This is a genomic window from Chryseobacterium sp. ISL-6, from assembly GCF_018613715.1.
GTDB classification, from domain to species: Bacteria; Bacteroidota; Bacteroidia; order Flavobacteriales; family Weeksellaceae; genus Chryseobacterium; species Chryseobacterium paludis.
On the sequence record NZ_JAGGPT010000006.1, the window covers coordinates 345,734 to 370,455 of the forward strand.

The following is a 24,722-nucleotide window of genomic DNA, read 5'->3' on the forward strand; positions in this document are numbered from 1 at the left end:
TGAAATAAAAAAATATGATATGAAAAATTTACTTATACTAATAACGTTAATGTCTGCTTTTATATTATCAAAGGCACAAAATACATATTATCCACAAGCTTTCTTCGATAAAAAATTAGCTCAGAGTATGATTGGTTTTGGAAATTCTACCATTGAAGGAGTAGCATCCACAAAACAAAAAAACAGTTGGGGATTTAAACCATTGCTTGGGGAAAAACATTATGCTCCTGAAGGAACCGTAGTCATGCTTTTTCCTGTAACCCCATACTTTGAAGAGTTTTACAACATGAGAAAGAAATATGAAAATAGAAAAACAACTGTTTATATGTCCGAAGAAGCGTTTAAATATAGAATAGATGCTTATACAGACGCTCATGGACGGTTTAAATTTGAAAAACTGAAACCAGGCAAATATTATCTGGAAACGATTGTAAACTTTACAGCTACAGCAAATTATCAACAACAAACCGGACAATCAGATGCTTACAATGTTTATGGTGGCTATCTGTACTCCACTCCGATATATCAAACTTTTTTCTATAATTATGCTTCATCAAGTAGAGAAAGTAAATTCGTAGAAATAAAACAAGATGGCGAGTTAAAAGAAATCAACCTTTAAAGGTTGATTTTATTTTTTAGTCCCATAATCTGGTGAACACTCTTTTCGATATTTTGTGCTATTGTTTCCATAGGAATATCATTTTCGTCATTATTGAAAGGATCTTCTATTTCTTCTGCAATAAGTTCCAGACTCATTAAAACGTAATAGACAAAGACTGTAAGAGGGATCATGAATAAGCCAATGCTAATTACATAAGCCACAGGCAGTGCCAATACATAAAGTATAATGAATTTCTTCACAAAGGAAGAATAAGAATAGGGGATCGGTGTGTTTTTTATTCTTTCACAACCCCCACATATATCTAGGAAACCGGAAAGTTGAGTGTCAAGAAATACCATTTCTATATCTGAAATTTTACCTTCTTTTTTCAATTGGTTTAATTTGTGGCTAAGGAGAATAACAATTTCACTCGGCCCATGATGTTTAAGAGATTTTTCTATCTCTGAATAATCTTCATCTAATGCGAGTCTTGTAGATTCTTTAGAGAGATGTTTAGCCAGAAAATGAGGAAAAAACTTTAAATACCGTGCTATTTGTTCCGCACTTTGTCTGTCATTTTCAAGAATAAGATTAATTTTTATAGCAAAATTTCTGGTATCATTAACCAGTTTTCCCCATAACTTTCTTCCTTCCCACCATCTGTCATATGCTGTATTGGTTCTGAAAACCAGTAATAAAGAAAGTACAAAACCTAGCAGAGAATGAATCATACCCACATTGCTTACCGCTGATTTTGAAGTGAGGTGAAGGTATTCAATTTCCAGATATTCTATCCCATAAGAGTATATCCCAACTACGATCATCGACGGAAAAAGAATTTTCAAAGTATCACTTTTATGTAAACTGAAAAGGATCTTCAGGAAATGTTTGGTATTGTAGACTCTCATAAATTTAGTTGATGGTACAAATATAATTTTTTTCGATTTATCCTTAGTCTATGCATTATTGATTTATTTTCTTACACAATCCTTTCTATTAACAGTACTATTAGGATTTTAAAGAAAATGTAAAAAGTAAAATTTTTATAAATTTCAAAAAAACATTACTTTTATTTCACATTAAATCAGCCAACAAAATGATTCTCGAAAAAGTAGATGTTGTAAATGATATTAGTAAAGAAGATTTTCAGAAAGATTATTTCAGGAAAAAAAAGCCTCTGCTGATCAAAAATTTCGCAAGCCGGTGGGAAGCTTTTGATCAATGGAATCTCGCTTATATTCGTGAAAAAGCGGGAGAACAAGAAGTTCCATTATATGATAATAAACCGGCCAATGCAGCCAAAAGTTCAGATGCTCCGGTTACCCATATGAAAATGAAGGATTATATAGATACTATAAAAAGCAAACCTTCAGATCTCCGTATTTTCTTCTATATTATTACTGACAGACTTCCTGAGCTTTTAAAAAACTTTACCTATCCTGATCTTGGCATAAAATTTTTTAAAAGGCTTCCTACCTTATTTTTTGGAGGAAGTGAGGCTCATGTTTTAATGCATTATGATGTTGATTTGGGAGATTTCATGCATATTCATTTTGAAGGAAAAAAAAGGATATTATTGTTTGATCAGGAGCAGTCTGCTTTTCTTTATAAGGTTCCTTTATCTGTTCATACAGTCTATGATATAGATTATGAAAATCCAGATTATGAGAAATTTCCGGCTTTACAATATGCTAAAGGATATGAGATTTTTATGGAACATGGAGATGCTCTTTTCATACCGGGAGCATTTTGGCATTTTAACAGATATCTTGAACCTGGTTTTTCATTGTCACTCCGAGCACTTCCTAATAAACCAAAGGTTTTTGCAAGTATGCTTTACCATGTTTTTGTTATGAGATATACTGATAAGCTGTTAAGGAAGGTCTTTAAAGCAAAGTGGGTAAATTATAAACAAAAATGGGCTTATGAAAAAAGCACAAAAGCGTTAGAAAAACAGTTGAAGGGAAACAAATAAAATTACTTTCTGCTTGCAGATATTTTCAGCTTATTAATAAGTCCAAAAATAGTAGCGTCTACAAATTTTCCTTTTTCAAAGAAGAAATCACGCATTGTACCTTCTTCATTAAAATCGAGTGACAATAAAAGTTTTTCGGATGAAATATTAGCAGGATCAATGAAAGCTTCTATGCGATGTAAATTCATTGTTGTAAAAGCAAACGGAATAATGGCCTGTACAGCTTCTTTCATATAGGCTTTTCTCCAGAATTTCGGATTGAGCTCATAGCCAAGTTCGGCTTTAAAATGTTCGCGAAACCAGTTGTGGTAACCACAGGTTCCAATTACTTTTTTTTCGGATTTCAATTCAATAGCCCATCGGAATCCCTTTTTATTTTCAAATTCACTATTGAAATGGTCAATCAGTTTTTCGGCCTCTTCAATTTGAGTAAAGGTTTCTAAATCATAATATTCCATGACAATATCCAAAGAGAAATAGTCAAATAAATCTTTAGAATCCTTATTAGTTAGTTGTCTTAAAATTAACCTTTCAGTTTCTAATATTGGAAAATCCATTACTCAATTTTATTGAAAAATACGATAAAAAATTAATTAGACCAAGGTAGTTTTTGAAAACATTAATCCAGAAACAATTTCCTAAGCCTGAATTTATTTTCTAAATTTGACGTTCATTTTTTACTATGGCAAAAACGAAGAAGGAAACTCCATTAATGACTCAGTATAATACCATCAAGGCAAAATATCCTGATGCACTCTTATTATTCCGGGTTGGAGATTTTTATGAAACTTTTGGACAGGATGCGATCCGTGCTTCTCAGGTATTGGGTATTGTTCTGACAAAGAGAGCAAATGGAGAAGGGCATATAGAATTGGCTGGATTTCCGCACCATTCTGTGGATTCTTATCTTCCAAAGCTGGTTAGAGCTGGACTTCGTGTTGCTATTTGTGATCAGTTGGAAGATCCTAAAATGGTAAAGGGAATTGTAAAAAGAGGAGTTACAGAACTGGTTACCCCAGGTGTTACATTTAATGATCAGGTATTAAGTTCGAAGAAAAATAACTTTCTGCTTTCCCTTCATAAAGAAAAAGAAAAATTTGGAATTGCTTTGGTTGATATCTCCACAGGAGAGTTTTTAGTAAGCGAAGGAAATCTGGAAAAGCTTTTACATATTGTCGGGACGTTTGATCCCAGTGAGATTATTTATCAGAGAAGTGTTCAGCTTCCTGATCAGTTTAAGAATAAAAGTGCTTTTAAGCTGGAAGACTGGGCTTTTCAATACAATTTTGCGTATGAGAAATTAACGAATCATTTTAAAACAAATTCTTTAAAAGGGTTTGGTATAGAAAACCTTCCTTTAGCAATTACGGCGGCAGGAGCTATTTTTGCTTATCTGGTTGAAGATACACATCATAATCTACTGGCTCACCTTACAAAAATTAAAGTGATCCCTCAGGATGATTTCCTGATGATGGATAATTTTACATTAAGAAATCTGGAGATTGTGTATCCAAGTAATCCACAGGGAAAATCGCTATTAGATATTATAGATAAGACATCAACTCCAATGGGAGGGAGACTCTTGAGACGCAGAATTATTCTCCCCCTAAAATCCGTTAGTGAGATCCAAAGAAGATTGTCATTAATTGATTTTTTAAACGAAAATGATGGTTTAAAGTATGAAATTTCACAGTTACTAAAGTCTATTTCTGACTTAGACCGATTAATGGGGAAACTGGCAGCTGAAAAGATCTCACCGAAAGAACTGGGATATCTTCGTCAGAGCTTAGTTAATATTCATACCATCAAAGAGTTACTTCATCCATTTGCAGATGTGCTGGCATGGATAGAACCATTATATGACCTGGATGAGCTGATTAAGTTTTTGCAAAATAGGTTGAATGAAGAACTTCCTGTCAATATTTCGAAAGGAAAAGTGATAAAAGATGGTATTTCTGAAGAATTGGACAGGTTACGAAATCTTCAAAGCAAAGGTCGTGGCTTTTTGGATGAGATGTGTCAGAGAGAAATTGAAAGAACAGGAATTACAAGTCTTAAAATTGATTTTAATAATGTATTCGGGTATTTTATTGAAGTTCGGAATACCCATAAAGATAAAGTTCCGGGAGATTGGCTAAGAAAGCAAACCTTAGTGAATGCTGAAAGATATATCACAGAAGAATTAAAAGAATATGAAAGTCAGATTCTTGGAGCTGAAGAGAAGATCAGTGTTTTGGAAAATGAGTTATATAGAAATGTATGCTCTGAAACAATGGTGTATATTGATCAGATACAGGAAAATTCAAATATTATTGCTCAGATCGACGTTGCTGCTGGGTTATCAGAACTAGCCGTGTCTGAAAGTTATACAAGACCGATATTGAATGAAAGTTATGTTGTCGATCTAAAAGAAGCCAGGCATCCCATTATAGAAAATGCGCTCCCATTAGGAGAGAAATATATTCCGAATGATATATTTCTGGATAAAGATTCTCAACAGATCATTATGGTAACCGGACCGAACATGGCCGGTAAATCTGCGATCCTTCGTCAGACAGCAATTGTTTGTCTTCTGGCTCAGATCGGAAGTTTTGTGCCGGCAAAACATGCTGAAATAGGAGTGTTAGATAAGATCTTTACAAGGGTAGGGGCAACAGATAATATTTCTGCTGGAGAATCTACTTTTATGGTTGAAATGAATGAAGCTGCCAATATTCTAAATAATATTTCAGAAAGGAGTTTAATCTTACTGGATGAAATCGGACGTGGTACTTCTACTTATGATGGAGTTTCTATAGCATGGGCTATCGCGGAGTATCTTCACCAACATCCAAGCCAGGCTAAAACCTTATTTGCTACTCATTACCATGAATTGAATGAAATGACGGTTAATTTTGAAAGGGTGAAAAATTTCCATGTTTCGATTCAGGAAAACAAAGGGAACATTATTTTCCTGAGAAAACTTATTCCCGGGGGAAGTGAGCATAGTTTTGGTATCCATGTAGCAAAACTTGCTGGAATGCCCGCAAAAGTAGTGAACAGGGCTAATGAAATTCTAAAAACATTGGAAGCGAGTCGTACCCAGGGAACTTCATCAGAAAGCATAAAAAGAGTAACAGATGAAAATATGCAACTGTCATTCTTCCAGTTAGATGATCCTGTTTTGGAAAATATCCGAGAGGAGCTTACAAAGATTGATATCAATACTTTGACACCTATTGAAGCTTTAATGAAACTAAATTCAATAAAGAAAATGATTGGAGGTTAACTCAAAATAAAAAAAGAAAGCTAAAGCTTTCTTTTTTTATTTTGAGTTATTAACAGCACGCTCCTTTTATGTCACAAACTCCAATATAGGGATCGCCCCCCGGGTTAATGCAAAGGCATTCCATATCACAGCCATTACTATTACCACCATTAATTTCTTTTAGTTCTTTTTTAGATAATTTTCGTTTTAATAAGTCTGATTTTTTCATAGTAATAATATTTAATTTAGTTAAACTAAGGTATATTATTTATTTAATAAATCCAAAAACAGTGAGTAAAACTCTTCTTTAATATAAAAAAAGACACCAAAATATTGGTGTCTTTTCTAGTTTAGAAGAATATATTTGCTTGTTTTTAGCAAGATATTTCTTTTAATTAGCAGCAGTATCCGTCTTGTATACCATAAACGCCACTCAGTTCTTCACCGGTATGGCGATCAAAACAACTGATTACTCTTGGGCAAGCCGGTCCAAAACCACCATTAATTTCCTTCAATTCTTTTTTAGTCAATTTCTTGATTTGAATGCTTGATTTTTTCATAATAAAAACTTTTAATTTGGTTAAACTAAATTACATTTTTAATTCTGATATATCAATTATATGTGAACAGAATTTATGAAAATACCTGAAATTAGGTATATTAATGTGCTGGAAATCATTGACAAATGAAAATTTTCATTAATTTTGAATATGAAGAATTCAATAAGTATTTTATTTCTGTTCTTATGTTTTACCATTTCAAAGGCGCAGCAAATTAATGTTTCCTCTATAAAATATGAAGAGCTGGAAAAGCGTATTCAGCAGGAGAAAGATAAATTGCTTGTTGTCAATTTTTGGTCAACAACCTGTGCCCCTTGCATAAAGGAACTTCCTTATTTCATGGAGGTAAACAATAAGCATAAAGATAATCCAAAATTTAAAATGATCTTGGTTTCTTTGGATAGGGCGGTAGATAAAGAAAAGGTGATTAAATTTATAAAAAATAAAAACCTAACAACGGAAGTCATTTTGTTGGATGATATCAAAAGGATGAATACATGGATACCAAGGTTTGAAAAAGATTGGGATGGTAATATTCCGGTCACTTTATTTTATAAAAACGGCGAGAAAATATTTTTCAATGACGGCGAAATGAGTAAAGATGAGTTGGAGAATACGATTAACAAAAATTTACTTTAAACAAAATACTATGAAAAATTTAAAGATTATCATACTAACTTTCATTATTGGTTTTGGAATGTTGAGTTTTACAACAAGAGATAACGATAAAAAAGGAACAGAGAAACATCCTATTTCTCTATCTAATAAAGGATATGAGGTGGGTGATGAGGCAACAGATTTTAAATTAAAAAACATTGATGGGAAAATGGTTTCCCTAAGTGACTATAAGAACGCAAAAGGCTTTATTGTCATTTTTACTTGTAATCATTGTCCTTATGCTAAAAAATATGAAGACCGGATTATAGAACTCGACAAAAAATATAAAGATCAGGGCTATCCTGTGATTGCTATTAACCCAAATGATCCGAACGTTCAACCTGAAGATGGATACAAGCAAATGATTGAAAGAGCTAAGCAAAAAGGATTTACTTTTCCCTATTTGGTAGATGAGGGACAGAAAATTTATCCTCAGTATGGAGCCACTAAAACACCGCATGTGTTTATTCTGCAAAAGAATAATGGTAAAAATATTGTCAAATATATCGGAGCTATAGATAATAATTATGACAACCCGAATGACGTTTCAGAATATTACGCTCAGGATGCGGTAAATTCTTTGATAAAAGGAGAGCCTATAAAAATGACAAAAACTGTAGCTATAGGATGCACAGTGAAAGTAAAGAAATAATCATCGATTATATACGTTTACTTACAAAGCGGGCTTTAGCCCGCTTTGTAATATTGATTATACCATATTAAAATATAAAGATTATAATGAAGATAAAATTTAATCTGAAATATCTCTTTCTAACAATTCTGTTGTTTCTGACAGAAGTTTTAATTGCGACCGTATTAAAAGATATTTTCTTTATAAGAGCTTATTTGGGGGATGTTATTGTCGTGATTCTTCTGTATACTTTTATCAAAACTTTCACTATAATTGATGATCAAAAACTTATTGTAGGGATTTTTATCTTTTCTTGTGTTATAGAACTAGCTCAATATTTCAATATTGCAGAAAAAATAGGCTTCCGAAAAGGAAGCCTTATGTATATTGTCATTGGAAATTCATTTTCCTGGATTGATATTGCATGTTATGCAGTCGGATGTTTAATTCTTTATATCATTGTAAAACATAAAAATTATAAACGGCTACTGACTACTCAAGGCTAAATATAAGGGGCTGCCTCATTTTCATTCTCGTCTTGATCCCATTGTTTACCCCAGGAATCCATTTTGTATTAACACTATTGAGGGATTTTAAGAACTCTCTTTTAATAATGTCATTTTCATAGGATTCTATTTTTATATCGGTCATACTGCCATCTGTTTCTATGACGAATGAAGCCACAGCTCTTGCTTTAGTAATGTTAAGACTTGATAGCAGTGAAGTACGAAAAGTGCTTAAAATTTCCTTCACAAATGCCTGATGGCCACCTGGAAAGTCAGGGCTCTTATCAGTTGCAGACCCAGCAGGTGAAACGGATTTTGTTATGTTGTTATTGGAAATAGAATCTTTTTGTGCAGAAATGAAAACAACGCAGAAAGCGAGTATAATAAAGGTTAGGTACTTTTTCATATTACCTTCCAAAACTGTCATATTTGTCTTCAGCATATTTGATAAAACGATTCAATAATGCAACGTTTTCTTTTTCCATTGGTGAAAGATCATTGTCTACATTGCCAGATACAGGAATATACCAGTCCGTATGTTCAAAAAAGTTTCTGTATGTTTCTTTTTTAAAAGAATATCCATGTCTTGCAAAAACTGAATTCTTAATGATTTCCATATCCAGCTTTCTTAAGTTTTTAATGTCTTTTTCAGTTAGTTTTTGCTTAGATGCATTAATTTTAAAGATAGCTTCCGTAGCCACTCTGTTTTTTGAGGTGGTATAGCTTTCTGTTTTTCCTGTTTCTTCATCCTTATATTTTTCGACAAAACTTTTGGGATTAGTCCAGTCTACAAGATCAGAATCTTCATCCAACATGAAATTTGGGTTATATACAAAATCCTTTTTTGCTAATCTCAATGTTTTAGAAGATGCTTTTACAGCGGTTTTATTAAAGGCTGTCCATTTTCCAGATAGAGAGTCATTATTTAATTTTACCTCAAATCTTCCATCAGTTTTATCACTTCCAGGTTCGTCTAAAACAAAAGATTTTGTAGCTTCATTAAAAATACCTCTGAACGGACGTTGGTTACCATTTACAATACTTTGTCCATACACACTGTCTTTTGTTATTTTATTTATTTTTAAGGAAATTCTTTTTAAGATACTTCCATCATATTCTGAACCATCACTCTCATCCAGCATTTTTTCCATTCCGGCAAAATCACCAGTATAAATTCCGTAATATTCTTTATGAATTTCAGGAATGATTACAGAGTCTTTTTTTGCGGTGAGAGAATCTGAAGAAGAGCTGGTGTTTTTCGCATCCTTTTTACAGCTTAGTAAAGAGACTGTCAGTAAAGGGATCAAAGCATAATTTAAAATTTTCATAGTATTTTTTTTGTGATTAAGAATTCAATTAATAAGATATTGGGAATCCAACCCAACCATGCAATAATTTGATAAACATCCATCGGATTGGGGTGAAATAAATATACAATAATAACTTTCCACATTCGTAAAGTTATAGCAGATAATGTTAACGCAAAACTTCGCCACATCCATTGTTTATGAAGAGTGAATTTTTTCTGTTTTGCAAATTGATAAGCTTTGAAAGTAGTAAACCACCATAAGCTACCAAGTATGATGAAAGAAATTTTAGATGGAAAACCCCCATTGGCGAATGTCGCCATATAAATTCCGGCAGGAGCAGAGAAGATTAACAGAAGTAAAATATACACTTTGCCAGCATTTCTATGGAAGTTTTTTAAACCGAAATCCCTTCTGAGAAGAGCTAAAAAGCCAGATAGTAATACAAAGATACTGGTGTAAACATGGGTGTAAAAAAATGGAAGATATTCAGGTCTGTGCTCTACTTCTGTTTGTTTGATCATTAAAAAACTCACATCTGCTTTTATAGGAATATATTCCAATGTAATTTGTAACATAAGCCAAAAGAAATATCCGAACCCTAGAATTAAAAGGATTTTTAAAACGGGAAGATATTTTTTCTTGACTAAAAGCATTTTAAGAATTTATTATTATTCAAATTGCATTGTGATAGGTAATTTAAATCTATATTTTACAGGTTTGCCGTTGAGTTCAGCCGGGTTTCATTTAGTTTTTGCCATTGCTTTTATGACACGTTCCACTTCTTTATTCATTGACTTGTTATTGCCCAAAGCTATTTTTTTCATTATATACTTTATTTATTTTATATTCAAATCCTGTGCGATAAGCCAAGCCTCACTCCAACAAGCCTGAAAATTGAAACCACCTGTTACCGCATCAATATTTAAAACTTCACCCGCAATATAAAAATTGGGGATGATTTTTGAAGACATATTTTTAAAATTAATCTCTTTTAAATCTACACCTCCTGCGGTTACAAATTCATCTTTAAAGGTTGATTTTCCAGTTACCTGCAATTTCTTTTTGCAAAGATTTTCTAAAATAATCAGCATTTCCTTTCCCGAAATATTAGCAACCTGTTTGTTGAGGTCAACTTTGGAAACTTCCAGAACTTTCTGCCAGAATCTATTCGTAATATCAAAGATCTTGGATTGACCAATTGTTTTTTTAGGATTACTTTGTCTGAAGTTTTGAAATAATGCTTCAGCTTCATCCATTGTTTTTGAAATAAAGTTGGCTTCAATTTCAAAATTATATTTAACCAAAGCTAAATCTATAGCTTCCCAAGCAGAAATTTTCAGAATTGCGGGACCCGAAAGGCCCCAATGTGTGATCAATAATGGGCCGCTTTCTTCCGTTTTCAATTTTGGAATAGAAATTTCTGCATTTTCAAAGCTTGTTCCTGCGAGATCTTTTAGTAAATCATTCTTAATATTGAATGTAAAAAGCGAAGGAACAAGACTGATGATTTTATGTCCTAAATTCTCAATAATTTTCAATGACTTTGGAGAACTTCCGGTGGTATAAATAATATAATCTGCTTCAAAGTCTTCCGAATTGGTTTTAACAATATATTTTTCTTCTTCCTTTAGAATTTCCTTTACAACGCATTTTGTTTTTACCTCAATGTTCTTTTTTTGAATTTCATTAAGGAAGGTGTTAATAATCGTTTGTGAAGAATTACTCTCTGGAAAGATCCTGTTGTCATTTTCTATTTTCAACGAAATATTTCGTTGATCGAACCATTCCATTGTGTCGCCCGGTTGAAATTTGGTAAAAACGCTTAGAAGTTCTTTATTTCCACGAGGGTAGAACTGAACCAGTTCTCTTGGATCAAAACAGGCATGACTTACATTACAACGACCTCCTCCGGATATTTTTACTTTCTGAAGGACATCTGAATTCTGTTCAAGAATAATAACTTTATATTTTGTTTCGTCGAGGTTTGATGCACAAAAAAAGCCTGCTGCACCACCACCAATAATGATAATTTTTTTCATGTATATGTAATCCTATGCTGAAGATTATTTTTCCAAAAGTACAATTTTTATAAACCATCTTATTTGAGTATTTTTGATGATTATAATTTTATCATTCTAAATACGATTTTCAAATGACATTCTACCATACCTTCGAAGTGCGTTGGAGCGATCTTGATGCCAACAAACATTTAGCAAATTCATCTTATGTGCAGTATTGTGCACAAACCCGAATGGCTTTTATGACAAAAGAAAAAATGGGAGTTACCCAATTAAGCAGATGGGGAATCGGACCTGTTATGCTGCATGAAAGATATTCTTTCTTTAAAGAGATCTATGCCGATCAGACCGTAATTGTAAGTTTGGAAATAGATGGGTGCTCAGAAGATTCTTCTATCTACCGTTTTCTTCATAAATTCTACACGCCGGATGGGGTGCATTGTGCAACATCGGAGGCTACAGGAGTATGGATTGATATGATGTTAAGAAAAATGACCACGCCGCCGGATGACATTGTAGAAGCAATGAATAAATACAAAACTGCCGATACGCAAATTTTAACAAGAGAGGATTTTAAGAAATTCCCTTTTCATGCGGAAAATATTGACCCAACAGAGTTTAACAAATAAAAGATAATTTGTAAATGATAATAGGTAGAATAGTATCGAACATCATTTATCAATTATCCGTCATCACTTATAAATAAAGATATGTTTGAAGATAAATCTCAGGAACTGACACCGATCTCTAAATTAGGAGAATTTGGACTGATTAAACACCTTACGGAACATTTTCCTCTGTCCAATGAATCTTCGGAGCTTGGAGTAGGGGATGATGCAGCAGTTATTAATCCGGGTAACAAAAAAGTAGTACTTACTACAGATGTTTTAGCTGAGGGAGTTCACTTTAATTTGGGATATGTTCCATTAAAACATTTGGGATATAAGGCAGTTGTTGTTAATCTTAGTGATATTGCTGCGATGAACGCTACACCAACTCAAATATTAGTTTCCCTGGCAGTTTCAAACCGTTTTCCGGTTGAAGCTCTGGAAGAACTTTACTCCGGAATCCAAGCAGCTTGCTCACGTTATAAAGTGGATTTAATAGGTGGAGATACCACAAGCTCAAATGCAGGATTAGTAATGAGCATTACAGCTGTTGGAATAGAAGATGAAGAAAACCTGATAAAAAGAAGTACAGCAAAAGCAAATGATCTACTTGTTGTAAGTGGAGATTTAGGAGGCGCTTATATGGGGCTTCAAATTTTGGAAAGAGAGCATGCTGTTTTCTTAGCAGATCCAAATATGCAACCTGAAATGGAAGGCTTTGACTACATTTTAGAAAGACAATTAAAGCCAGAAGCAAGAACAGATGTAAAATCGATCTTGAAAGAACTGGATATCAAACCTACTTCTATGATCGATATATCTGATGGATTGGCTTCTGAAATTTTGCACCTTTCTGATCAGTCGAAGGTTGGATTCAGATTATACGAAGAGAAGATTCCTATGGATAGCCTCACAATTTCTACAGCAGATGAAATGAATTTAAATCCTGTAATGACGGCATTAAGTGGTGGTGAAGATTATGAATTGCTGTTCACAATTTCACCTAATGATTTTGATAAAATTAAAAACCATCCCGACTTTACCATTATAGGGCATGCTGTAGAAAAAGAAGAAGGGAACTTTATGGTAGCAAGAGGATCAAATCAGTTAGTTTCTCTGACAGCACAGGGGTGGGATGCTTTTTTAGGCAACCAGCAAGAAGAATAGATTAGATTTAATTTTTAAATATTGTAAAAGCCACTGCAACCTTGCGGTGGTTTTTTGTTCACTGTCATTGCGAGGAGCAAAACGACGAAGCAATCTCTTTAGTATAAATCGAAAGGAAAGGAAAATCTTACTCATCACACATTTATTTCAACTCATCCTAAGATATAAGCACTTAATCAAGTAATTTTTGCCCAGGGCAACGAAAGGGCTCTCTTTGTGAAAATTTTAAATTATGAAGAAAGGTCTTTTGACGGTCTTTTATGGTCTTGCTCACCTGAGTTGTTGGGTTAATGCTCAGTCTGGAATTTCCGGAGAAGTAAAAACGGAATATATTCCACACTCCAGCTATATCCGTCCGGAGGATAGCGTGAAAACAAATTCTAAAAGTGATTTTAAGAGAATGGATGTAAGTTTCAATATTCCATTATCTATGAAGAAAACAGATGATGGAAAAGTGAAAGCCTGGTCATTATTGGTGAATGGATCCTATGCTAAGATGTCCCACAAGAACTACGAAAGTAGTTTGTTTCCGGATCAGATGCTGAATGCACAAATTGGATTACAGCATTTGAGACCATTAGGAGGGAAATGGAGCATGATGATTACTGCTTCGGCAGGAGTTTATACCGATCTGGAAAATGTAAATTTTGATGATGTATTGGGTCAGGGAGGAATATTATTTATAAAGAACTTTAGTCCAAATCTAGCTCTCGGTGCAGGACCGGTATTAACTACTGCGTTCGGAGTACCTATGATTATGCCGTGGATTTATTTCGATTGGAAGACAGGAAGTAAAATCAAGTTTAAGATTAACTTCCCGGAAGGTTTGGAAGCGGGTTATCAGTTCACAGATAAATTTGCTTTAAAAGGGGTGGTAGAAATGAATGGGATGACCGTAGAAAGAAATAAAGGCGGAAAATCTACTTTATTGGGATATCAGCAGATAACCGCAGGTTTAAGACCTGAGTTACAGATCAGCAAAAACTTAAGCTTACGGCTTACCGGAGGAACAGCATTATTAAGAAGTTTCAACGAAAACGATCGTAAGATAAAAAGTATATTTAAAACTAAAAAGATGGAAGATCCGCGTTTCGCCAGTACCTTTTATATGGCATTTTCGTTACGCTGGAATCTGCCATAATTTTATTTGCTGATGAGCTTCTTATAAACAACCTGATTTAGTAATTCTTCTTTTCGGGTTCTGGAAATAGGGAGCTCAATTTTATTAATGTACAATCTGCCTCCCGAGATCATTTCAATATGGGTGATATTAATCAGAAAAGATTTATGAATTCTAAAAAAATGCTCTGGAGAAAGAGATTCTTCAATGGCTTTCATTGTTTGATGAATAACAAGAGATTTATCTTTAAAATGAAGCTTAGTATAGTTCTGCATGCTCTCTATGTATAAGATATCTACCCAGGAGACCTTAATGAAGGTATCAGATTGACGGACATATAAAAAAGGATCATCCAATTGGAGGTTCTTTTTTGATTTTTCAGATAGAATAAATTGTTGATGGGCTTTATTTACCGCCTGATAAAAGCGATTGAAAGCAATGGGTTTCAAAAGATAATCTACCACCTGAAGTCTGTAACCTTCTAGAGCATATTCAGAATAAGCCGTTGTAAGAATACATAAGGGAGGATTTTCCAATTGTTCCAAAAACTCAAGTCCGGTTAAATAAGGCATATTAATATCCAGAAAGATCAGATCAATTTGATTATCCTGTACTTTATAATTTGCTTCTAATGCTGTGGCACAGGTGTCTGCAACTTCTAAAAAGTCAATCTGATCTGCCATATCCTTAAGGTAAAACCTTGCTAAAGGTTCATCATCGATTATTAAACATTTCATTTTAGGAAGGTTATTGTTCATCATTATCTATAGATAATTTTAAGGTTAGAGAAACTTTGTACACATTATCATCAGATTCAATCTTTAGGATATGAGAATCCGGATACTGAAGACGCAATCTTTTTTGTACATTCTGAAGACCTATTCCATGAGCACCATCTTTCTTTTTGTAGGTACTGAGATTGGAATAAGAATTTTCAACATAAAAAAACAGGGTATTATTTTCTTCTTTACATGAAATAATAATGTATCCTTTATGTCCTGGTAGGCGGCATACATATTTAAAAGCATTTTCTATAAAAGTAACGAGTAGAAGGGGAGCAATAAAGGCTTTCTGATTGTTGAGTTGCCAAGTAGCTTTTACATCCAGCTCATTTCCCCAGCGTAGTTTTTCTACTTCAACTAAATCCTGAAGGTATTGAATCTCCTGATTGAGTATGACTTGATTTTTGTTACAATGATATAATTGATAACGCAGAATATCAGAAAACTTAAACAGAAGAAAAGAAGCCAGCTCTGTATTTGTTTTCATTAAAATATGAATGTGATTAAGGATATTAAATACCAAATGTGGGTTAATCTGATCCTGCAACAGTTTAAGCTGGTTTTCTAAATGTGCCTGTTGCAACAGAATGTGGTCACGTTCTATTTTCCCATGTTCCAGATAAAATCTGATACCACAAGCAGTCCCATTAATTAAAAGCGATGCCGGAATCGACAGATAAAAACCCTTCCATAATACGGAAAGATGTGATAAAACCCCTGGTGGAATAGGAGTAATGGCATTAATATTAATGTAGGTAAAGACAAGTGAAAATATAAAGCTCAATAATAGAATGACAATGAGCGCCTCTATTAAAAACTGATTCATATTCTTAGATATTAATGCTTTGGGAAGACGTTTGTTCGTTAAAAAATGAGCAAAAATATAAGAGCTTATCAGAATGATAGAAGTCTGAAGAAAAGCATTATACATGCCGACATCAGCTTGGATCTGTATCCAGATAGCTATGCCGAAAACCATCCAAAAAATAGTTATTAATACATGTTTTTTTAAAACTAGGGGAGTTGTCATAGTTAAAAAGGTGGATTTATAAAAAATTAGAAACCGCAAGACTGCAGTTTCTAATGTGTAAAGGTAATTTAAGTTTTTAGAACAGGAAATATCCAATGCCCAGAGAGAAACTATGTGGCTTTGATTTGAACTCCTTACTGATGCTTGTCAGCCCTGTTTCATATCTCAGATCCACTGTAAAGTTTTTATAATCGACACCAATTCCTCCTGTAATTCCAACATTGAATTTATCGAATTTTTTTAATCCTTCATGCAGAGCTTTTGATGTAGAGATATTCTCATTAAATGCATAACTGTAGACCCCACCGGCAAATGCTCTAACATTAAAATCTTTAGAATTTACAATTTTATAACCAACTACGATAGGAACATCAATTGAATTCCATTTCAATTTAGGTGAGCTTCCTTCTTTCAGGTCATAGGATGTTTTTCTCTTATTGAATACTGCTTCCCCCTGTAAATATAAACGGTTGAAATCTACTCTTGTCATAATCCCAGCCTGATATCCTAATCCATATTTTCCCGTAAGGTCCGAAGATTCTGTGGATGTTTTTGTAAAGTTGGTTCCCGCTTTGACTCCGATGTGTATAGCTGGAGTTTGCTGTGCGTTGGTTTCCACGGAGCAAGTAATGCAAAGTAATAATGAGCTTACTGCTAAAAAACGTTGTTTCATAAAAATAAATGTTATTAAATCTGATGCAAAACAACGGATGTCAGAGATGAGATGAAATTTTATTTGATGAACGGTGGAGATGTTAGGATAAAAAGGAATTTATATTTAAAGAGTGAAACCAACACTAAAGAAAGTGCACTTAACACAGTCGGTATAAGGAAAATAAAAAATCGGAAAAATATTTCCGATTGGTTATCATTAAAAAGGTTCTTCTTCACAAATCATTCCTGGAGGGCATCCGCCACCAGGGTTACCTCCTCCTCCTGGACTTCCAACACTTACACAACTTCCTGGGTTTCCGTCATCAGGCATTTCACATGCTTTTCCGTAAGTACACTCACAGTCGGTCCAGCAATAAGCAGAGTCGCCATTACTATGACAGCCATTGATTCCACTTCCCAGAATTGTTGACAGATCTTTTCTTAAAAGTTTTTTCATGATAATTTGATTTTTAATGGTTTTGTTTAATAAATATAAAGAAAACGATTGAATTAGAATGGGTTGTGCTTTATGAGAATCGATTTTAACTTGTAATTGATCTGATACTAGATTACTTAGTAGAATACAAATGCCTTTAATAAACCTAAAGAAAAAAGCCACAGCAATTGCTATGGTTTCTCGTTTTTTATGTAATAGTTAAAATTGTTTTTCATAGTTGAAGGTTTAGCTCCAACTAAGTTACAGTTTATTTTTTATTACTCACATTGTAGAGAAGTAAAAACTCAGAAGTATTATACTTGTAATAGGTTATCTGTTAGATTGTTATAGTTGTAGGAGGTATTGGTAATGTTCCACCAATACAAAAACCCCTGTATAAACAGAGGCTTTTGTATCTATAGTATATTACTGATTATTTTTTAACAATATTAATAATCACTTCAGTAGCTTTTTCCATACTTTCTAATGCAACGTATTCGTAAGGTCCGTGGAAATTGATACCTCCAGCAAAAATATTAGGACATGGAAGACCCATATAAGACAATTGCGCACCATCTGTTCCTCCTCTGATCGCTTTAATCTTAGGTTCGATATTCGCTTCTTTCATTGCTTCAGCAGCCTGGTCAATAATATGCATTTTACCATCGAACTGCTGCTTCATGTTACGGTACTGTTCTTTAATTTCTACTTCAGCAGTTCCCTCACCATGTTTCTGATTAAATTCAGCCACTTTCTGTTCCATGAATTTCTTTCTGGCTTCAAATTTTTCTTCATTATGATCCCGAATGATATACTGAAGTTTTGCCTCAGAGATATCTGCAGTAATATCCATTAAATGATAAAACCCATCAAATCCTTTTGTTGTAGAAGGTGTTTCATTTGCTGGAAGAGATTGTGCAAACTCAGCAGCCAGAAGACTTGCGTTCACCATTTTTCCATATGCATAACCAGGGTGAACACTTAATCCGTGTATTTTTACCACAGCTCCGGCAGCGTTAAAGTTTTCATATTCCAATTCTCCAACTTCTCCACCATCCATCGTGTAAGCCCACTCAGCACCGAACTTTGTAACATCAAATTTATGAGCTCCTCTTCCGATTTCTTCATCAGGAGTGAAGCCAATAGCAATTCTTCCGTGTTTGATTTCCGGATGAGCAATCAGATATTCCGCAGCAGTTACAATTTCTGCACAGCCAGCTTTATCATCAGCTCCAAGAAGGGTATTCCCATCTGTAGTGATTAAAGTCTGACCAATATATTTTTTTAAACTTTCAAATTTTGAAGAGGATAAAGTAAATCCTGTTGTCTGATTAAGAAGCAGATCTCCACCATCATAATTTTCCCAGACCTGAGGCTTTACATTTTCTCCATTAAAGTCCGGTGAAGTATCATAATGCGAGATAAATCCAATAGTAGGAGTATTATCATTTTCAAGATTGGAAGGAACATAACCCATAATGTATCCATTATCATCAATAGAAACATTCTCCAAACCTATTGTTTTTAATTCTTCAACGATATATTTTGCAATGTCCCACTGCTGAGGAGTTGAAGGTGTAGCTTCACTTTCTGCATCGCTGGTTGAATATATTTTTACATAGTTAAGAAAACGATTCAATAACTTCTCTCTCCATAATTGGCTGAATTCTATAGTACTCATTAGATAATATAAATTTTAACAAAGTTAGCAAATTTGATGCTCACAACACCTTATTTGCAATTGAATATCAATTATTGAAATTATGAATCAGATATAAATAATTGAAAATCAAAATTATGTTAGCTTTGTATCTATCGTAGATAAACTTGTTTAGTTTTATTATATTTGAGAAAATCTAAAGTGAAAATGTTTCTTACTGAATGTCCTAGAGATGCCATGCAAGGTTGGGGAGAATTTATTCCCACAAATAAAAAAATAGATTACATCAATTCGCTAATGGAAGTGGGTTTTGATGTGTTGGATAGTCTGAGTTTTGTCTCTCCTAAAGCAATTCCACAGATGGCCGATTCCGATGAGGTTGCTGAAAACATTGACAAATCCTTATCGAATACAAAAATTTCTGCCATTATCGGAAATTATAGAGGAGCTGAAAAAGCTTTGAAACACCAGTCTGTAGATATTCTTGGATTTCCCTTTTCTATTTCTGAAACATTCCAACATAGAAATACAAACAAAAACCAGGAAGAGGCTTTTAATGATGTTGTTAAAATGCTGGAATTGGTAAAAACCGAAAATAAGGAATTGAATATTTATTTTTCAATGGCTTTTGGTAATCCGTATGGAGAAATGTGGAAGGTCGAAGATGTGGAATTCTGGGCACAAAGATTTTCTGACATTGGAATTAAAAATATCTTATTATCTGATACGACAGGTGTTGCAACACCCGAAACAATCGCTCTTTTATTCGAAAGGATACCGGTAAAACATCCGGAAATTCATTTCGGAGGGCATTTTCATAATCGTTACGAAGATTCTTATTCAAAACTGAAAGCAGCATATGATAAAGGTTGCAGAAGGTTTGATAGCGCGATAAAAGGAATTGGAGGATGTCCTATGGCGGAAGATGATCTGGTTGGAAATATGCCAACAGAGCAAGTCATTAATTTTATGAGCGTTGAAAAAGTAGATCACAATCTGAATCTTTTAAACTTTGAGAGCTCATATAATATAGCGAAAGATATTTTTCATTTTTAAAAATATAAAAATCAATAAGAGTGGGTTTAAGCCCGCTTTTAATAATTAAATTTAAATCAGATGTCTCCTATAATTTCAACTTCAGAACTAAAAGAAAATTTCCAAAACAAAAACCTCATTATCCTTGATGCAAGGGTAGGAAAGGACGTTTACCAAAACTACCTTGAGAAGCATATTAAAGGAGCAAGATTTATTAATTTAGATAAAGACCTTGCTGAAATTGGAGATGATGCTGCATTTGGTGGAAGACATCCGCTTCCAGGTGTTGAAAAGTTTAGCCAAACCTTATCTGACTTAGGAATTTCAGAAAATGCCCATATTGTTGTGTATGATGATAAAAACGGATCCAACGCTGCAGCGAGAGCCTGGTGGATGTTGCGGTCTTTTGGATTAGATCATGTTCAGGTACTAGATGGAGGTTTTCAAGCCGCTGAAAAAGAAGGACTGGAATTTACATCAGGTGAAGAAGTTTTTGAGAAAGCTTCTATTATTAAAAGAGAAAGATGGCTTCTTCCTACTTCAAGTTTGGAAAATGTTGAAAATGAACTAGTAAACAATTCTTCAACGGTGATTGATGTTAGGGATGCTTACCGGTATAAAGGAGAATCTGAACCTATAGATTTGGTAGCCGGACATATTCCGGGAGCAATTAATATTCCTTTTTCTGAAAATCTTGATGAAAACGGGAAATTCTTAAATCCTGAAATTTTAAAGGAGAAATATTTAAAATTGCTGAAAGACAAGCCTGAGAATTTAATCATTCATTGTGGTTCTGGAGTTACAGCCTGTCATACGATTTTAGCCTTGGAATATGCTGGTTTACAGATTCCTAACTTATATGTAGGATCGTGGAGCGAGTGGAGCAGAAGAGAAGGGAAAGAAATAGCGAAAGATATTTAAAACAAAAAAACCGCAGAATTTCTGCGGTTTTTTATATTGTATTTTAATGATTAAAGCATTCCTAATTCGAATTTGGCTTCTTCACTCATCATATCCTTATTCCAGCTAGGTTCAAAAGTAAGTTCTAAATCAACGCTTTTTACTTCTTCTACCGCCTGAACTTTATCCTTTACTTCTTGTGGAAGGGATTCTGCAACAGGACAGTTTGGTGTAGTAAGGGTCATAATGATTTTCACATCACCATCCTCAGAAATCTGTACATCGTAAACAAGTCCTAACTCGTAAATATCCACAGGGATTTCAGGGTCATATACGGATTTTAGTACTCTTATAATTTCTTCTCCTATATCAGCAATTTGATCGTCTGTAAATTTCATTTTTTAATCTAGATTGATATTTCTTTTCAATAAATCTTCCTGACGCATACGCCGGAAAATATTTGCCAAAGTTAAGACATCTTTTTCACAATAGTCAACTATTCTTTGCAAGTCTTTTTCTATGTAGTAGATTGATGAAACCATTGAACCATCGATGTCATCTTTTGGAGTGGGAATTCCAAAAACATGAGCTAATAACTCTAAGGAAATAAAGCTTTTATAATCTCCGAATTTCCAGAGTTCCATTGTATCAATATGAGGGATTTCCCACGGTTTTTTTCCAAACATCTGAAACGGAACTGGAGGTTGAATTCCATTAATTAAAAAGCGCCTCGCGATCCATGGAAAATCAAACTCCTTCCCATTATGGGCACAAAGAATTACATCCCGAAGTCTTGGACTATTAAATATTTCTCCGAATTCCACAAGAAGCTTTTTTTCGTCGTGATCGGCAAAACTTTTAATTTTCAGGGTATTATTCTTTTCGACCATTCCAATTGTAATACAAATGATCTTACCAAATTCAGCCATAATACCTGCTCTTTCAGGATAGAATTCTTCCGCTGAAGTTTCATCTTTCCGTTGAAATCTTGTTTTTTTGTCCCAAAGCTTTTGATCTGTTTCTGATAGGTCATCCCATGATCCTGCATTCGGAACGGTTTCAATATCAAGGAATAAGATCTTTTCTAATTGAATGTGTTGTATCATAAGTATTTTGTGTTTTTAGCCAACCTGCATGCCGTTTTTTACGGGCAATGATGGAGCTAGGAGAGTGACGTCACTTTTATCTTCTCCATATACACCCAATACCAAACATTCACTGAAAAAATTAGCAATCTGCTTTTTTGGAAAGTTTACAACCGCTAAAATCTGTTTTCCTATTAGCTCTTCTTTTTTGTATAGCGTTGTAATCTGAGCAGAGGATTTTTTAATGCCAAGATCTCCAAAATCAATATCTAACTGGTAAGAGGGGTTTCTGGCTTTTTCAAAATCATTAACGGAAATAATGGTTCCGCATCTTATATCTATTTTTTCGAAATCTCCCCAGGATATTTCTGGCTTTATAATCATGATAATTGGTTAATTAACTGTTCTACTTCTATTTTCTGTTCTGCATATTTTTTCTGAAGCTCTGAACCTTCACCCATTCTTTTATAATACTCTAAAGCTTTATTGGCGAAAAATTTTTTATGAAAATCTGAAACCTCAGGAATTTGTGGGAAAACTTTGTGAAAAAGCATTTCAGAATAGGCCTGAAACTCTCTTTCGTTTTTATCTTCAATAAAATTACCGGGGGCTTTTTGTCTCACATGAAGCATTTCATGGGCGACCATATTAAGAACAAGATTCAAATCAAAATCAAATAAATTTCTGGGAATCATTACTTTTTGCGGTTGTCCGAGTTGTCCCTCAGCGGTCAAAAGCATTGAGTTGGGAGATAACTCTTCCCGGAAATCAAATCCTGCAAAGTTTTCATGTTCCAAATTAAAAGAATGAATCAGATAGTTAGCTGCATCTATAATCTGATTGTGTTCTTTGTAGGCATCAAGATGTAGATTGATTTGTTCAAAGTTCATTCAAAATATGTTTTTAACAAATGTATTAAAATAATAGAAATTACATTTGAATTACAATCTTTCCCTTGGTACCATGGGTTTCGATCGCCTGATGTGCTTCTGCTATTTTTTCAATTGGAAAAATTTTATCTACATGCACTTTAAGTTTATTTTCATCTAATAGGCTTGCAATAATCTGCAACTGCTCTTTTTTAAAATTAAGCATGGTCCACATTAGATCAACATTTCGTTTTTGGGCAAGCTCTATAGCTTTCGGATCATCTTTGGTATAGGAAGGAAGACACACAAGTCTTCCACCAGGCTTCACACAATTGATCGATCTATATAAAACGTCCCCACCCATTGTATCCAATGCTTCATCCAGGTCAGATACTTTTTCTTCAAACCTCTCATTTTTATAATCAATTGGAAGATCAACACCAAGGGCTTTAATGAAGTCAATATTTTTACCTGAAGAAGTTCCGCTTACAAATGCACCCACTATTTTAGCAAACTGTACTGCCAGATGTCCAACGCCTCCTGCGGCGGATTGAATTAAAATTTGGTCTCCAGAGGAAACTTTTAAATGATCATGAATTGCCTGATAAGCAGTAAGACCAGCTAATGATACTGCTGCAGCTTCTTCAAAACTGATTCTTTCTGGTTTTTTGACAATAACGTCAGGGCTTAAGGCTACATATTCAGCATAGGTTTGACTGGCAAGTCCAAAAACGGCATCTCCCACTTGAAACTCCAGAACATTTTTGCCAACTTTTTCAATAACCCCACTTATATCTTTTCCCAGAATTACGGGTAATTGCAATGTTTTAGAGGTAATATGACTTCCAGATCTTATTTTGGTGTCCACAGGATTTATTCCAAACGCTTTTACCTTTACTAAAACCTGATCATCTTTTATTTGAGGTTTTTCTGTATCTACTATTTCAAGTTTGTCAGCTCCTCCAAATTCTTTTATAATGATTGCTTTCATAATTTTTTTTATGATGCTTAATGATGATCTAATATAAGGATTTTATTGATCTTATCTGTGTAAGTCATGTTGGATTCAATAAACACGATTCTGTTTCTGTATTAATTATTTAATGAAGAAACTATTTTTATGTTTTTTTATTCTGAATATCAAGTGTTTGTATGTTTTTTTAAATTCTTTTTGAAAAATTCATGCAAGATTTTCTAAAAGGCGGGTTTATATAAATGAGTACTCAAAGTAAAAATAAGTGTTTAATACAACAAATTTAAAAAATGAAAAAATTCATAGTACTTAAAGCTTTTATGGCTTTGTTGATTGGTTTTGTAAGTCTTAGTTTAGTTTCGTGTAATAATGATAATGGACCAGATATTCCGCCCGTGAAACTACAGGATGTTATAGGAAACTATAGAGCTAAACTGATAACAAGTCAGGGAAATATAAAGGCAGAGGCAGCAGTTAATTTCACTGCAAAAAAAGATACTATTAAGTTCACTGATCTTCCTATAAAAGAAATCGTGAAATCGGTAGTTAAGGATCCTGTAAAAGCTGAAGCGGCATTAACTGCAATAGGGAAAGTTAAATATAATCTTAATTATACTGCAACCATAAATACCAATTATAATGTGTTGGAATTGGCTTTTACTCCCAAAGTACTGACTATTCAGATTCCTGTGGATGGAACCATTAAAAATACAGTAGTGACATTTACAGCCAAAGAAAAAGGCTTCTATGTAAGACAGGATGATGGGATGAAGTTTGGTTTGGTAGCAGAAAAGATAACAGTAGATGGAGTTGTATTAACACCGTATGAGGTTATTAAGTATGATTTTCCATATTGCTTAAAATATTAGATAATAGTAGAGTTAGTTAAAAATAGGTT

The 24,722-nt window shown here is 33.8% G+C and carries 30 protein-coding genes; 12 read left to right on the forward strand and 18 right to left on the reverse strand.

The genetic code is table 11. From position 1 onward, the window contains the following. The first annotated feature begins 19 nt into the window (after window positions 1-19). The gene (locus J7E44_RS12410; RefSeq protein WP_214830143.1) at window positions 20-619 is read left to right on the forward strand and encodes a hypothetical protein; all 600 of its coding nucleotides are present in this window, start codon (window positions 20-22) and stop codon (window positions 617-619) included. Here J7E44_RS12410 and J7E44_RS12415 read toward each other — a convergent pair. Beyond that, the gene (locus J7E44_RS12415; protein WP_214830145.1) at window positions 616-1,509 is read right to left on the reverse strand and encodes a bestrophin family protein; all 894 of its coding nucleotides are present in this window, start codon (window positions 1,507-1,509) and stop codon (window positions 616-618) included. The two genes, J7E44_RS12410 and J7E44_RS12415, sit on opposite strands and share 4 nt — an antisense overlap. Window positions 1,510-1,697: 188 nt before the next feature. Here J7E44_RS12415 and J7E44_RS12420 point away from each other — a divergent pair, with 188 nt between their 5' ends. Further along, complete coding sequence (locus J7E44_RS12420; RefSeq protein WP_214830147.1) at window positions 1,698-2,576, forward strand: cupin-like domain-containing protein; 879 nt, start codon at window positions 1,698-1,700, stop codon at window positions 2,574-2,576. 2 nt (window positions 2,577-2,578) lie between these two features. Here the strand turns inward: J7E44_RS12420 and J7E44_RS12425 are convergent, their stop codons facing one another. Beyond that, window positions 2,579-3,133, reverse strand: a complete 555-nt coding sequence (locus J7E44_RS12425; protein WP_214830150.1) for a GNAT family N-acetyltransferase — start codon at window positions 3,131-3,133, stop codon at window positions 2,579-2,581. 125 nt (window positions 3,134-3,258) lie between these two features. Between J7E44_RS12425 and mutS the strand changes: the two genes are divergently transcribed. After that, on the forward strand, window positions 3,259-5,844 hold the full coding sequence (mutS, locus tag J7E44_RS12430; RefSeq protein WP_214830153.1) for a DNA mismatch repair protein MutS: 2,586 nt from the start codon (window positions 3,259-3,261) through the stop codon (window positions 5,842-5,844). 49 nt (window positions 5,845-5,893) lie between these two features. Here mutS and J7E44_RS12435 read toward each other — a convergent pair whose 3' ends face one another. After that, window positions 5,894-6,052, reverse strand: coding sequence for a bacteriocin (locus J7E44_RS12435; protein ID WP_214830155.1), 159 nt, complete (start codon window positions 6,050-6,052; stop codon window positions 5,894-5,896). Window positions 6,053-6,218: 166 nt separating this feature from the next. Next, on the reverse strand, window positions 6,219-6,383 hold the full coding sequence (locus J7E44_RS12440; RefSeq protein WP_214830157.1) for a class IIb bacteriocin, lactobin A/cerein 7B family: 165 nt from the start codon (window positions 6,381-6,383) through the stop codon (window positions 6,219-6,221). Window positions 6,384-6,533: 150 nt separating this feature from the next. Between J7E44_RS12440 and J7E44_RS12445 the strand changes: the two genes are divergently transcribed. From J7E44_RS12445 to J7E44_RS12455, 3 genes are all read left to right on the forward strand, one after another. Next, complete coding sequence (locus tag J7E44_RS12445) at window positions 6,534-7,022, forward strand: TlpA disulfide reductase family protein (protein ID WP_214830159.1); 489 nt, start codon at window positions 6,534-6,536, stop codon at window positions 7,020-7,022. A gap of 10 nt (window positions 7,023-7,032) precedes the next feature. Then, window positions 7,033-7,692 (forward strand): thioredoxin family protein, encoded by a 660-nt coding sequence (locus J7E44_RS12450; RefSeq protein ID WP_214830161.1) that lies wholly within the window; start codon window positions 7,033-7,035, stop codon window positions 7,690-7,692. 86 nt (window positions 7,693-7,778) lie between these two features. Next, window positions 7,779-8,177, forward strand: coding sequence for a ribosomal maturation YjgA family protein (locus J7E44_RS12455; protein ID WP_214830163.1), 399 nt, complete (start codon window positions 7,779-7,781; stop codon window positions 8,175-8,177). Here J7E44_RS12455 and J7E44_RS12460 read toward each other — a convergent pair. From J7E44_RS12460 to J7E44_RS12475, 4 genes are all read right to left on the reverse strand, one after another. Continuing rightward, a complete protein-coding gene (locus J7E44_RS12460; RefSeq protein WP_214830165.1) occupies window positions 8,164-8,619 on the reverse strand; it encodes a hypothetical protein in 456 nt (151 codons plus the stop codon). The genes J7E44_RS12455 and J7E44_RS12460 overlap by 14 nt on opposite strands. Beyond that, on the reverse strand, window positions 8,585-9,505 hold the full coding sequence (locus tag J7E44_RS12465) for a YARHG domain-containing protein (RefSeq protein ID WP_214830167.1): 921 nt from the start codon (window positions 9,503-9,505) through the stop codon (window positions 8,585-8,587). Before J7E44_RS12465 ends, J7E44_RS12460 begins: the two co-directional genes overlap by 35 nt. Next, complete coding sequence (locus tag J7E44_RS12470) at window positions 9,502-10,140, reverse strand: DUF2306 domain-containing protein (RefSeq protein WP_214830169.1); 639 nt, start codon at window positions 10,138-10,140, stop codon at window positions 9,502-9,504. The genes J7E44_RS12465 and J7E44_RS12470 overlap by 4 nt, the downstream gene beginning before the upstream one ends. 183 nt (window positions 10,141-10,323) lie before the next feature. Then, window positions 10,324-11,526, reverse strand: coding sequence for a BaiN/RdsA family NAD(P)/FAD-dependent oxidoreductase (locus J7E44_RS12475; protein ID WP_214830171.1), 1,203 nt, complete (start codon window positions 11,524-11,526; stop codon window positions 10,324-10,326). Between the two features lie 113 nt (window positions 11,527-11,639). Here J7E44_RS12475 and J7E44_RS12480 point away from each other — a divergent pair, with 113 nt between their 5' ends. The 3 genes from J7E44_RS12480 (at window position 11,640) to J7E44_RS12490 (ending at window position 14,421) form a co-directional block, all read left to right on the forward strand. Then, entirely contained in the window at window positions 11,640-12,134 is a 495-nt protein-coding gene (locus tag J7E44_RS12480; RefSeq protein WP_214830172.1) for an acyl-CoA thioesterase, read from the forward strand. A gap of 81 nt (window positions 12,135-12,215) precedes the next feature. Continuing rightward, window positions 12,216-13,280, forward strand: coding sequence for a thiamine-phosphate kinase (gene thiL / locus J7E44_RS12485; RefSeq protein ID WP_214830174.1), 1,065 nt, complete (start codon window positions 12,216-12,218; stop codon window positions 13,278-13,280). 232 nt (window positions 13,281-13,512) lie between these two features. Continuing rightward, window positions 13,513-14,421 (forward strand): DUF6268 family outer membrane beta-barrel protein, encoded by a 909-nt coding sequence (locus J7E44_RS12490; RefSeq protein ID WP_214830176.1) that lies wholly within the window; start codon window positions 13,513-13,515, stop codon window positions 14,419-14,421. A gap of 2 nt (window positions 14,422-14,423) precedes the next feature. Here the strand turns inward: J7E44_RS12490 and J7E44_RS12495 are convergent, their stop codons facing one another. From J7E44_RS12495 to pepT, 5 genes are all read right to left on the reverse strand, one after another. Further along, the gene (locus J7E44_RS12495; RefSeq protein WP_492330249.1) at window positions 14,424-15,158 is read right to left on the reverse strand and encodes a LytR/AlgR family response regulator transcription factor; all 735 of its coding nucleotides are present in this window, start codon (window positions 15,156-15,158) and stop codon (window positions 14,424-14,426) included. Beyond that, the gene (locus tag J7E44_RS12500; protein WP_251040569.1) at window positions 15,148-16,161 is read right to left on the reverse strand and encodes a sensor histidine kinase; all 1,014 of its coding nucleotides are present in this window, start codon (window positions 16,159-16,161) and stop codon (window positions 15,148-15,150) included. Before J7E44_RS12500 ends, J7E44_RS12495 begins: the two co-directional genes overlap by 11 nt. 127 nt (window positions 16,162-16,288) lie before the next feature. Next, a complete protein-coding gene (locus tag J7E44_RS12505) occupies window positions 16,289-16,885 on the reverse strand; it encodes a porin family protein (RefSeq protein WP_214830182.1) in 597 nt (198 codons plus the stop codon). Window positions 16,886-17,083: 198 nt separating this feature from the next. After that, window positions 17,084-17,323: a hypothetical protein gene (locus J7E44_RS12510; protein WP_214830184.1), complete on the reverse strand. Its 240-nt coding sequence runs from the start codon at window positions 17,321-17,323 to the stop codon at window positions 17,084-17,086. 412 nt (window positions 17,324-17,735) lie between these two features. Further along, entirely contained in the window at window positions 17,736-18,983 is a 1,248-nt protein-coding gene (gene pepT, locus J7E44_RS12515) for a peptidase T (protein ID WP_214830186.1), read from the reverse strand. A gap of 186 nt (window positions 18,984-19,169) precedes the next feature. Between pepT and J7E44_RS12520 the strand changes: the two genes are divergently transcribed. Continuing rightward, entirely contained in the window at window positions 19,170-20,018 is an 849-nt protein-coding gene (locus J7E44_RS12520) for a hydroxymethylglutaryl-CoA lyase (protein WP_214830188.1), read from the forward strand. Window positions 20,019-20,078: 60 nt separating this feature from the next. Further along, complete coding sequence (locus J7E44_RS12525; RefSeq protein WP_214830190.1) at window positions 20,079-20,918, forward strand: sulfurtransferase; 840 nt, start codon at window positions 20,079-20,081, stop codon at window positions 20,916-20,918. A gap of 50 nt (window positions 20,919-20,968) precedes the next feature. On the opposite strand, the gene J7E44_RS12530 is transcribed toward J7E44_RS12525, so the two are convergent. From J7E44_RS12530 to J7E44_RS12550, 5 genes are read right to left on the reverse strand one after another with little or no spacing between them, the layout of a single operon-like run. After that, window positions 20,969-21,295, reverse strand: a complete 327-nt coding sequence (locus tag J7E44_RS12530) for an SUF system Fe-S cluster assembly protein (protein ID WP_214830192.1) — start codon at window positions 21,293-21,295, stop codon at window positions 20,969-20,971. Between the two features lie 3 nt (window positions 21,296-21,298). Next, complete coding sequence (locus J7E44_RS12535; protein ID WP_214830194.1) at window positions 21,299-22,003, reverse strand: 3'-5' exonuclease; 705 nt, start codon at window positions 22,001-22,003, stop codon at window positions 21,299-21,301. Window positions 22,004-22,018: 15 nt separating this feature from the next. Next, window positions 22,019-22,366 (reverse strand): tRNA-binding protein, encoded by a 348-nt coding sequence (locus J7E44_RS12540; protein WP_214830196.1) that lies wholly within the window; start codon window positions 22,364-22,366, stop codon window positions 22,019-22,021. Then, on the reverse strand, window positions 22,363-22,872 hold the full coding sequence (locus J7E44_RS12545) for a hypothetical protein (RefSeq protein ID WP_214830197.1): 510 nt from the start codon (window positions 22,870-22,872) through the stop codon (window positions 22,363-22,365). Before J7E44_RS12545 ends, J7E44_RS12540 begins: the two co-directional genes overlap by 4 nt. Before the next feature lie 40 nt (window positions 22,873-22,912). Next, a complete protein-coding gene (locus tag J7E44_RS12550; RefSeq protein ID WP_214830199.1) occupies window positions 22,913-23,842 on the reverse strand; it encodes an NADP-dependent oxidoreductase in 930 nt (309 codons plus the stop codon). 272 nt (window positions 23,843-24,114) lie between these two features. On the opposite strand from J7E44_RS12550, the gene J7E44_RS12555 reads away from it, so the two are divergent. Next, window positions 24,115-24,693 (forward strand): DUF4840 domain-containing protein, encoded by a 579-nt coding sequence (locus tag J7E44_RS12555; RefSeq protein ID WP_214830202.1) that lies wholly within the window; start codon window positions 24,115-24,117, stop codon window positions 24,691-24,693. Window positions 24,694-24,722: the final 29 nt, after the last annotated feature.

What these genes read in the sequence shown, in the direction of transcription:
- J7E44_RS12445 (WP_214830159.1), top strand. Translation starts at nt 6,534, where the DNA reads ATGAAGAATTCAATAAGTATTTTATTTCTGTTCTTATGTTTTACCATT.
- J7E44_RS12425 (WP_214830150.1), bottom strand. Translation starts at nt 3,133, where the DNA reads ATGGATTTTCCAATATTAGAAACTGAAAGGTTAATTTTAAGACAACTA.
- J7E44_RS12490 (WP_214830176.1), top strand. Translation starts at nt 13,513, where the DNA reads ATGAAGAAAGGTCTTTTGACGGTCTTTTATGGTCTTGCTCACCTGAGT.
- J7E44_RS12440 (WP_214830157.1), bottom strand. Translation starts at nt 6,383, where the DNA reads ATGAAAAAATCAAGCATTCAAATCAAGAAATTGACTAAAAAAGAATTG.
- J7E44_RS12410 (WP_214830143.1), top strand. Translation starts at nt 20, where the DNA reads ATGAAAAATTTACTTATACTAATAACGTTAATGTCTGCTTTTATATTA.
- J7E44_RS12500 (WP_251040569.1), bottom strand. Translation starts at nt 16,161, where the DNA reads ATGGTTTTCGGCATAGCTATCTGGATACAGATCCAAGCTGATGTCGGC.
- J7E44_RS12535 (WP_214830194.1), bottom strand. Translation starts at nt 22,003, where the DNA reads ATGATACAACACATTCAATTAGAAAAGATCTTATTCCTTGATATTGAA.
- J7E44_RS12555 (WP_214830202.1), top strand. Translation starts at nt 24,115, where the DNA reads ATGAAAAAATTCATAGTACTTAAAGCTTTTATGGCTTTGTTGATTGGT.
- J7E44_RS12450 (WP_214830161.1), top strand. Translation starts at nt 7,033, where the DNA reads ATGAAAAATTTAAAGATTATCATACTAACTTTCATTATTGGTTTTGGA.
- J7E44_RS12475 (WP_214830171.1), bottom strand. Translation starts at nt 11,526, where the DNA reads ATGAAAAAAATTATCATTATTGGTGGTGGTGCAGCAGGCTTTTTTTGT.
- J7E44_RS12465 (WP_214830167.1), bottom strand. Translation starts at nt 9,505, where the DNA reads ATGAAAATTTTAAATTATGCTTTGATCCCTTTACTGACAGTCTCTTTA.
- J7E44_RS12530 (WP_214830192.1), bottom strand. Translation starts at nt 21,295, where the DNA reads ATGAAATTTACAGACGATCAAATTGCTGATATAGGAGAAGAAATTATA.
- J7E44_RS12505 (WP_214830182.1), bottom strand. Translation starts at nt 16,885, where the DNA reads ATGAAACAACGTTTTTTAGCAGTAAGCTCATTATTACTTTGCATTACT.
- J7E44_RS12540 (WP_214830196.1), bottom strand. Translation starts at nt 22,366, where the DNA reads ATGATTATAAAGCCAGAAATATCCTGGGGAGATTTCGAAAAAATAGAT.
- J7E44_RS12510 (WP_214830184.1), bottom strand. Translation starts at nt 17,323, where the DNA reads ATGAAAAAACTTTTAAGAAAAGATCTGTCAACAATTCTGGGAAGTGGA.
- J7E44_RS12520 (WP_214830188.1), top strand. Translation starts at nt 19,170, where the DNA reads ATGTTTCTTACTGAATGTCCTAGAGATGCCATGCAAGGTTGGGGAGAA.
- J7E44_RS12435 (WP_214830155.1), bottom strand. Translation starts at nt 6,052, where the DNA reads ATGAAAAAATCAGACTTATTAAAACGAAAATTATCTAAAAAAGAACTA.
- J7E44_RS12455 (WP_214830163.1), top strand. Translation starts at nt 7,779, where the DNA reads ATGAAGATAAAATTTAATCTGAAATATCTCTTTCTAACAATTCTGTTG.
- thiL (WP_214830174.1), top strand. Translation starts at nt 12,216, where the DNA reads ATGTTTGAAGATAAATCTCAGGAACTGACACCGATCTCTAAATTAGGA.
- J7E44_RS12495 (WP_492330249.1), bottom strand. Translation starts at nt 15,158, where the DNA reads ATGAACAATAACCTTCCTAAAATGAAATGTTTAATAATCGATGATGAA.
- J7E44_RS12460 (WP_214830165.1), bottom strand. Translation starts at nt 8,619, where the DNA reads ATGCTGAAGACAAATATGACAGTTTTGGAAGGTAATATGAAAAAGTAC.
- J7E44_RS12525 (WP_214830190.1), top strand. Translation starts at nt 20,079, where the DNA reads ATGTCTCCTATAATTTCAACTTCAGAACTAAAAGAAAATTTCCAAAAC.
- pepT (WP_214830186.1), bottom strand. Translation starts at nt 18,983, where the DNA reads ATGAGTACTATAGAATTCAGCCAATTATGGAGAGAGAAGTTATTGAAT.
- J7E44_RS12545 (WP_214830197.1), bottom strand. Translation starts at nt 22,872, where the DNA reads ATGAACTTTGAACAAATCAATCTACATCTTGATGCCTACAAAGAACAC.
- J7E44_RS12470 (WP_214830169.1), bottom strand. Translation starts at nt 10,140, where the DNA reads ATGCTTTTAGTCAAGAAAAAATATCTTCCCGTTTTAAAAATCCTTTTA.
- J7E44_RS12550 (WP_214830199.1), bottom strand. Translation starts at nt 23,842, where the DNA reads ATGAAAGCAATCATTATAAAAGAATTTGGAGGAGCTGACAAACTTGAA.
- J7E44_RS12415 (WP_214830145.1), bottom strand. Translation starts at nt 1,509, where the DNA reads ATGAGAGTCTACAATACCAAACATTTCCTGAAGATCCTTTTCAGTTTA.
- mutS (WP_214830153.1), top strand. Translation starts at nt 3,259, where the DNA reads ATGGCAAAAACGAAGAAGGAAACTCCATTAATGACTCAGTATAATACC.
- J7E44_RS12480 (WP_214830172.1), top strand. Translation starts at nt 11,640, where the DNA reads ATGACATTCTACCATACCTTCGAAGTGCGTTGGAGCGATCTTGATGCC.
- J7E44_RS12420 (WP_214830147.1), top strand. Translation starts at nt 1,698, where the DNA reads ATGATTCTCGAAAAAGTAGATGTTGTAAATGATATTAGTAAAGAAGAT.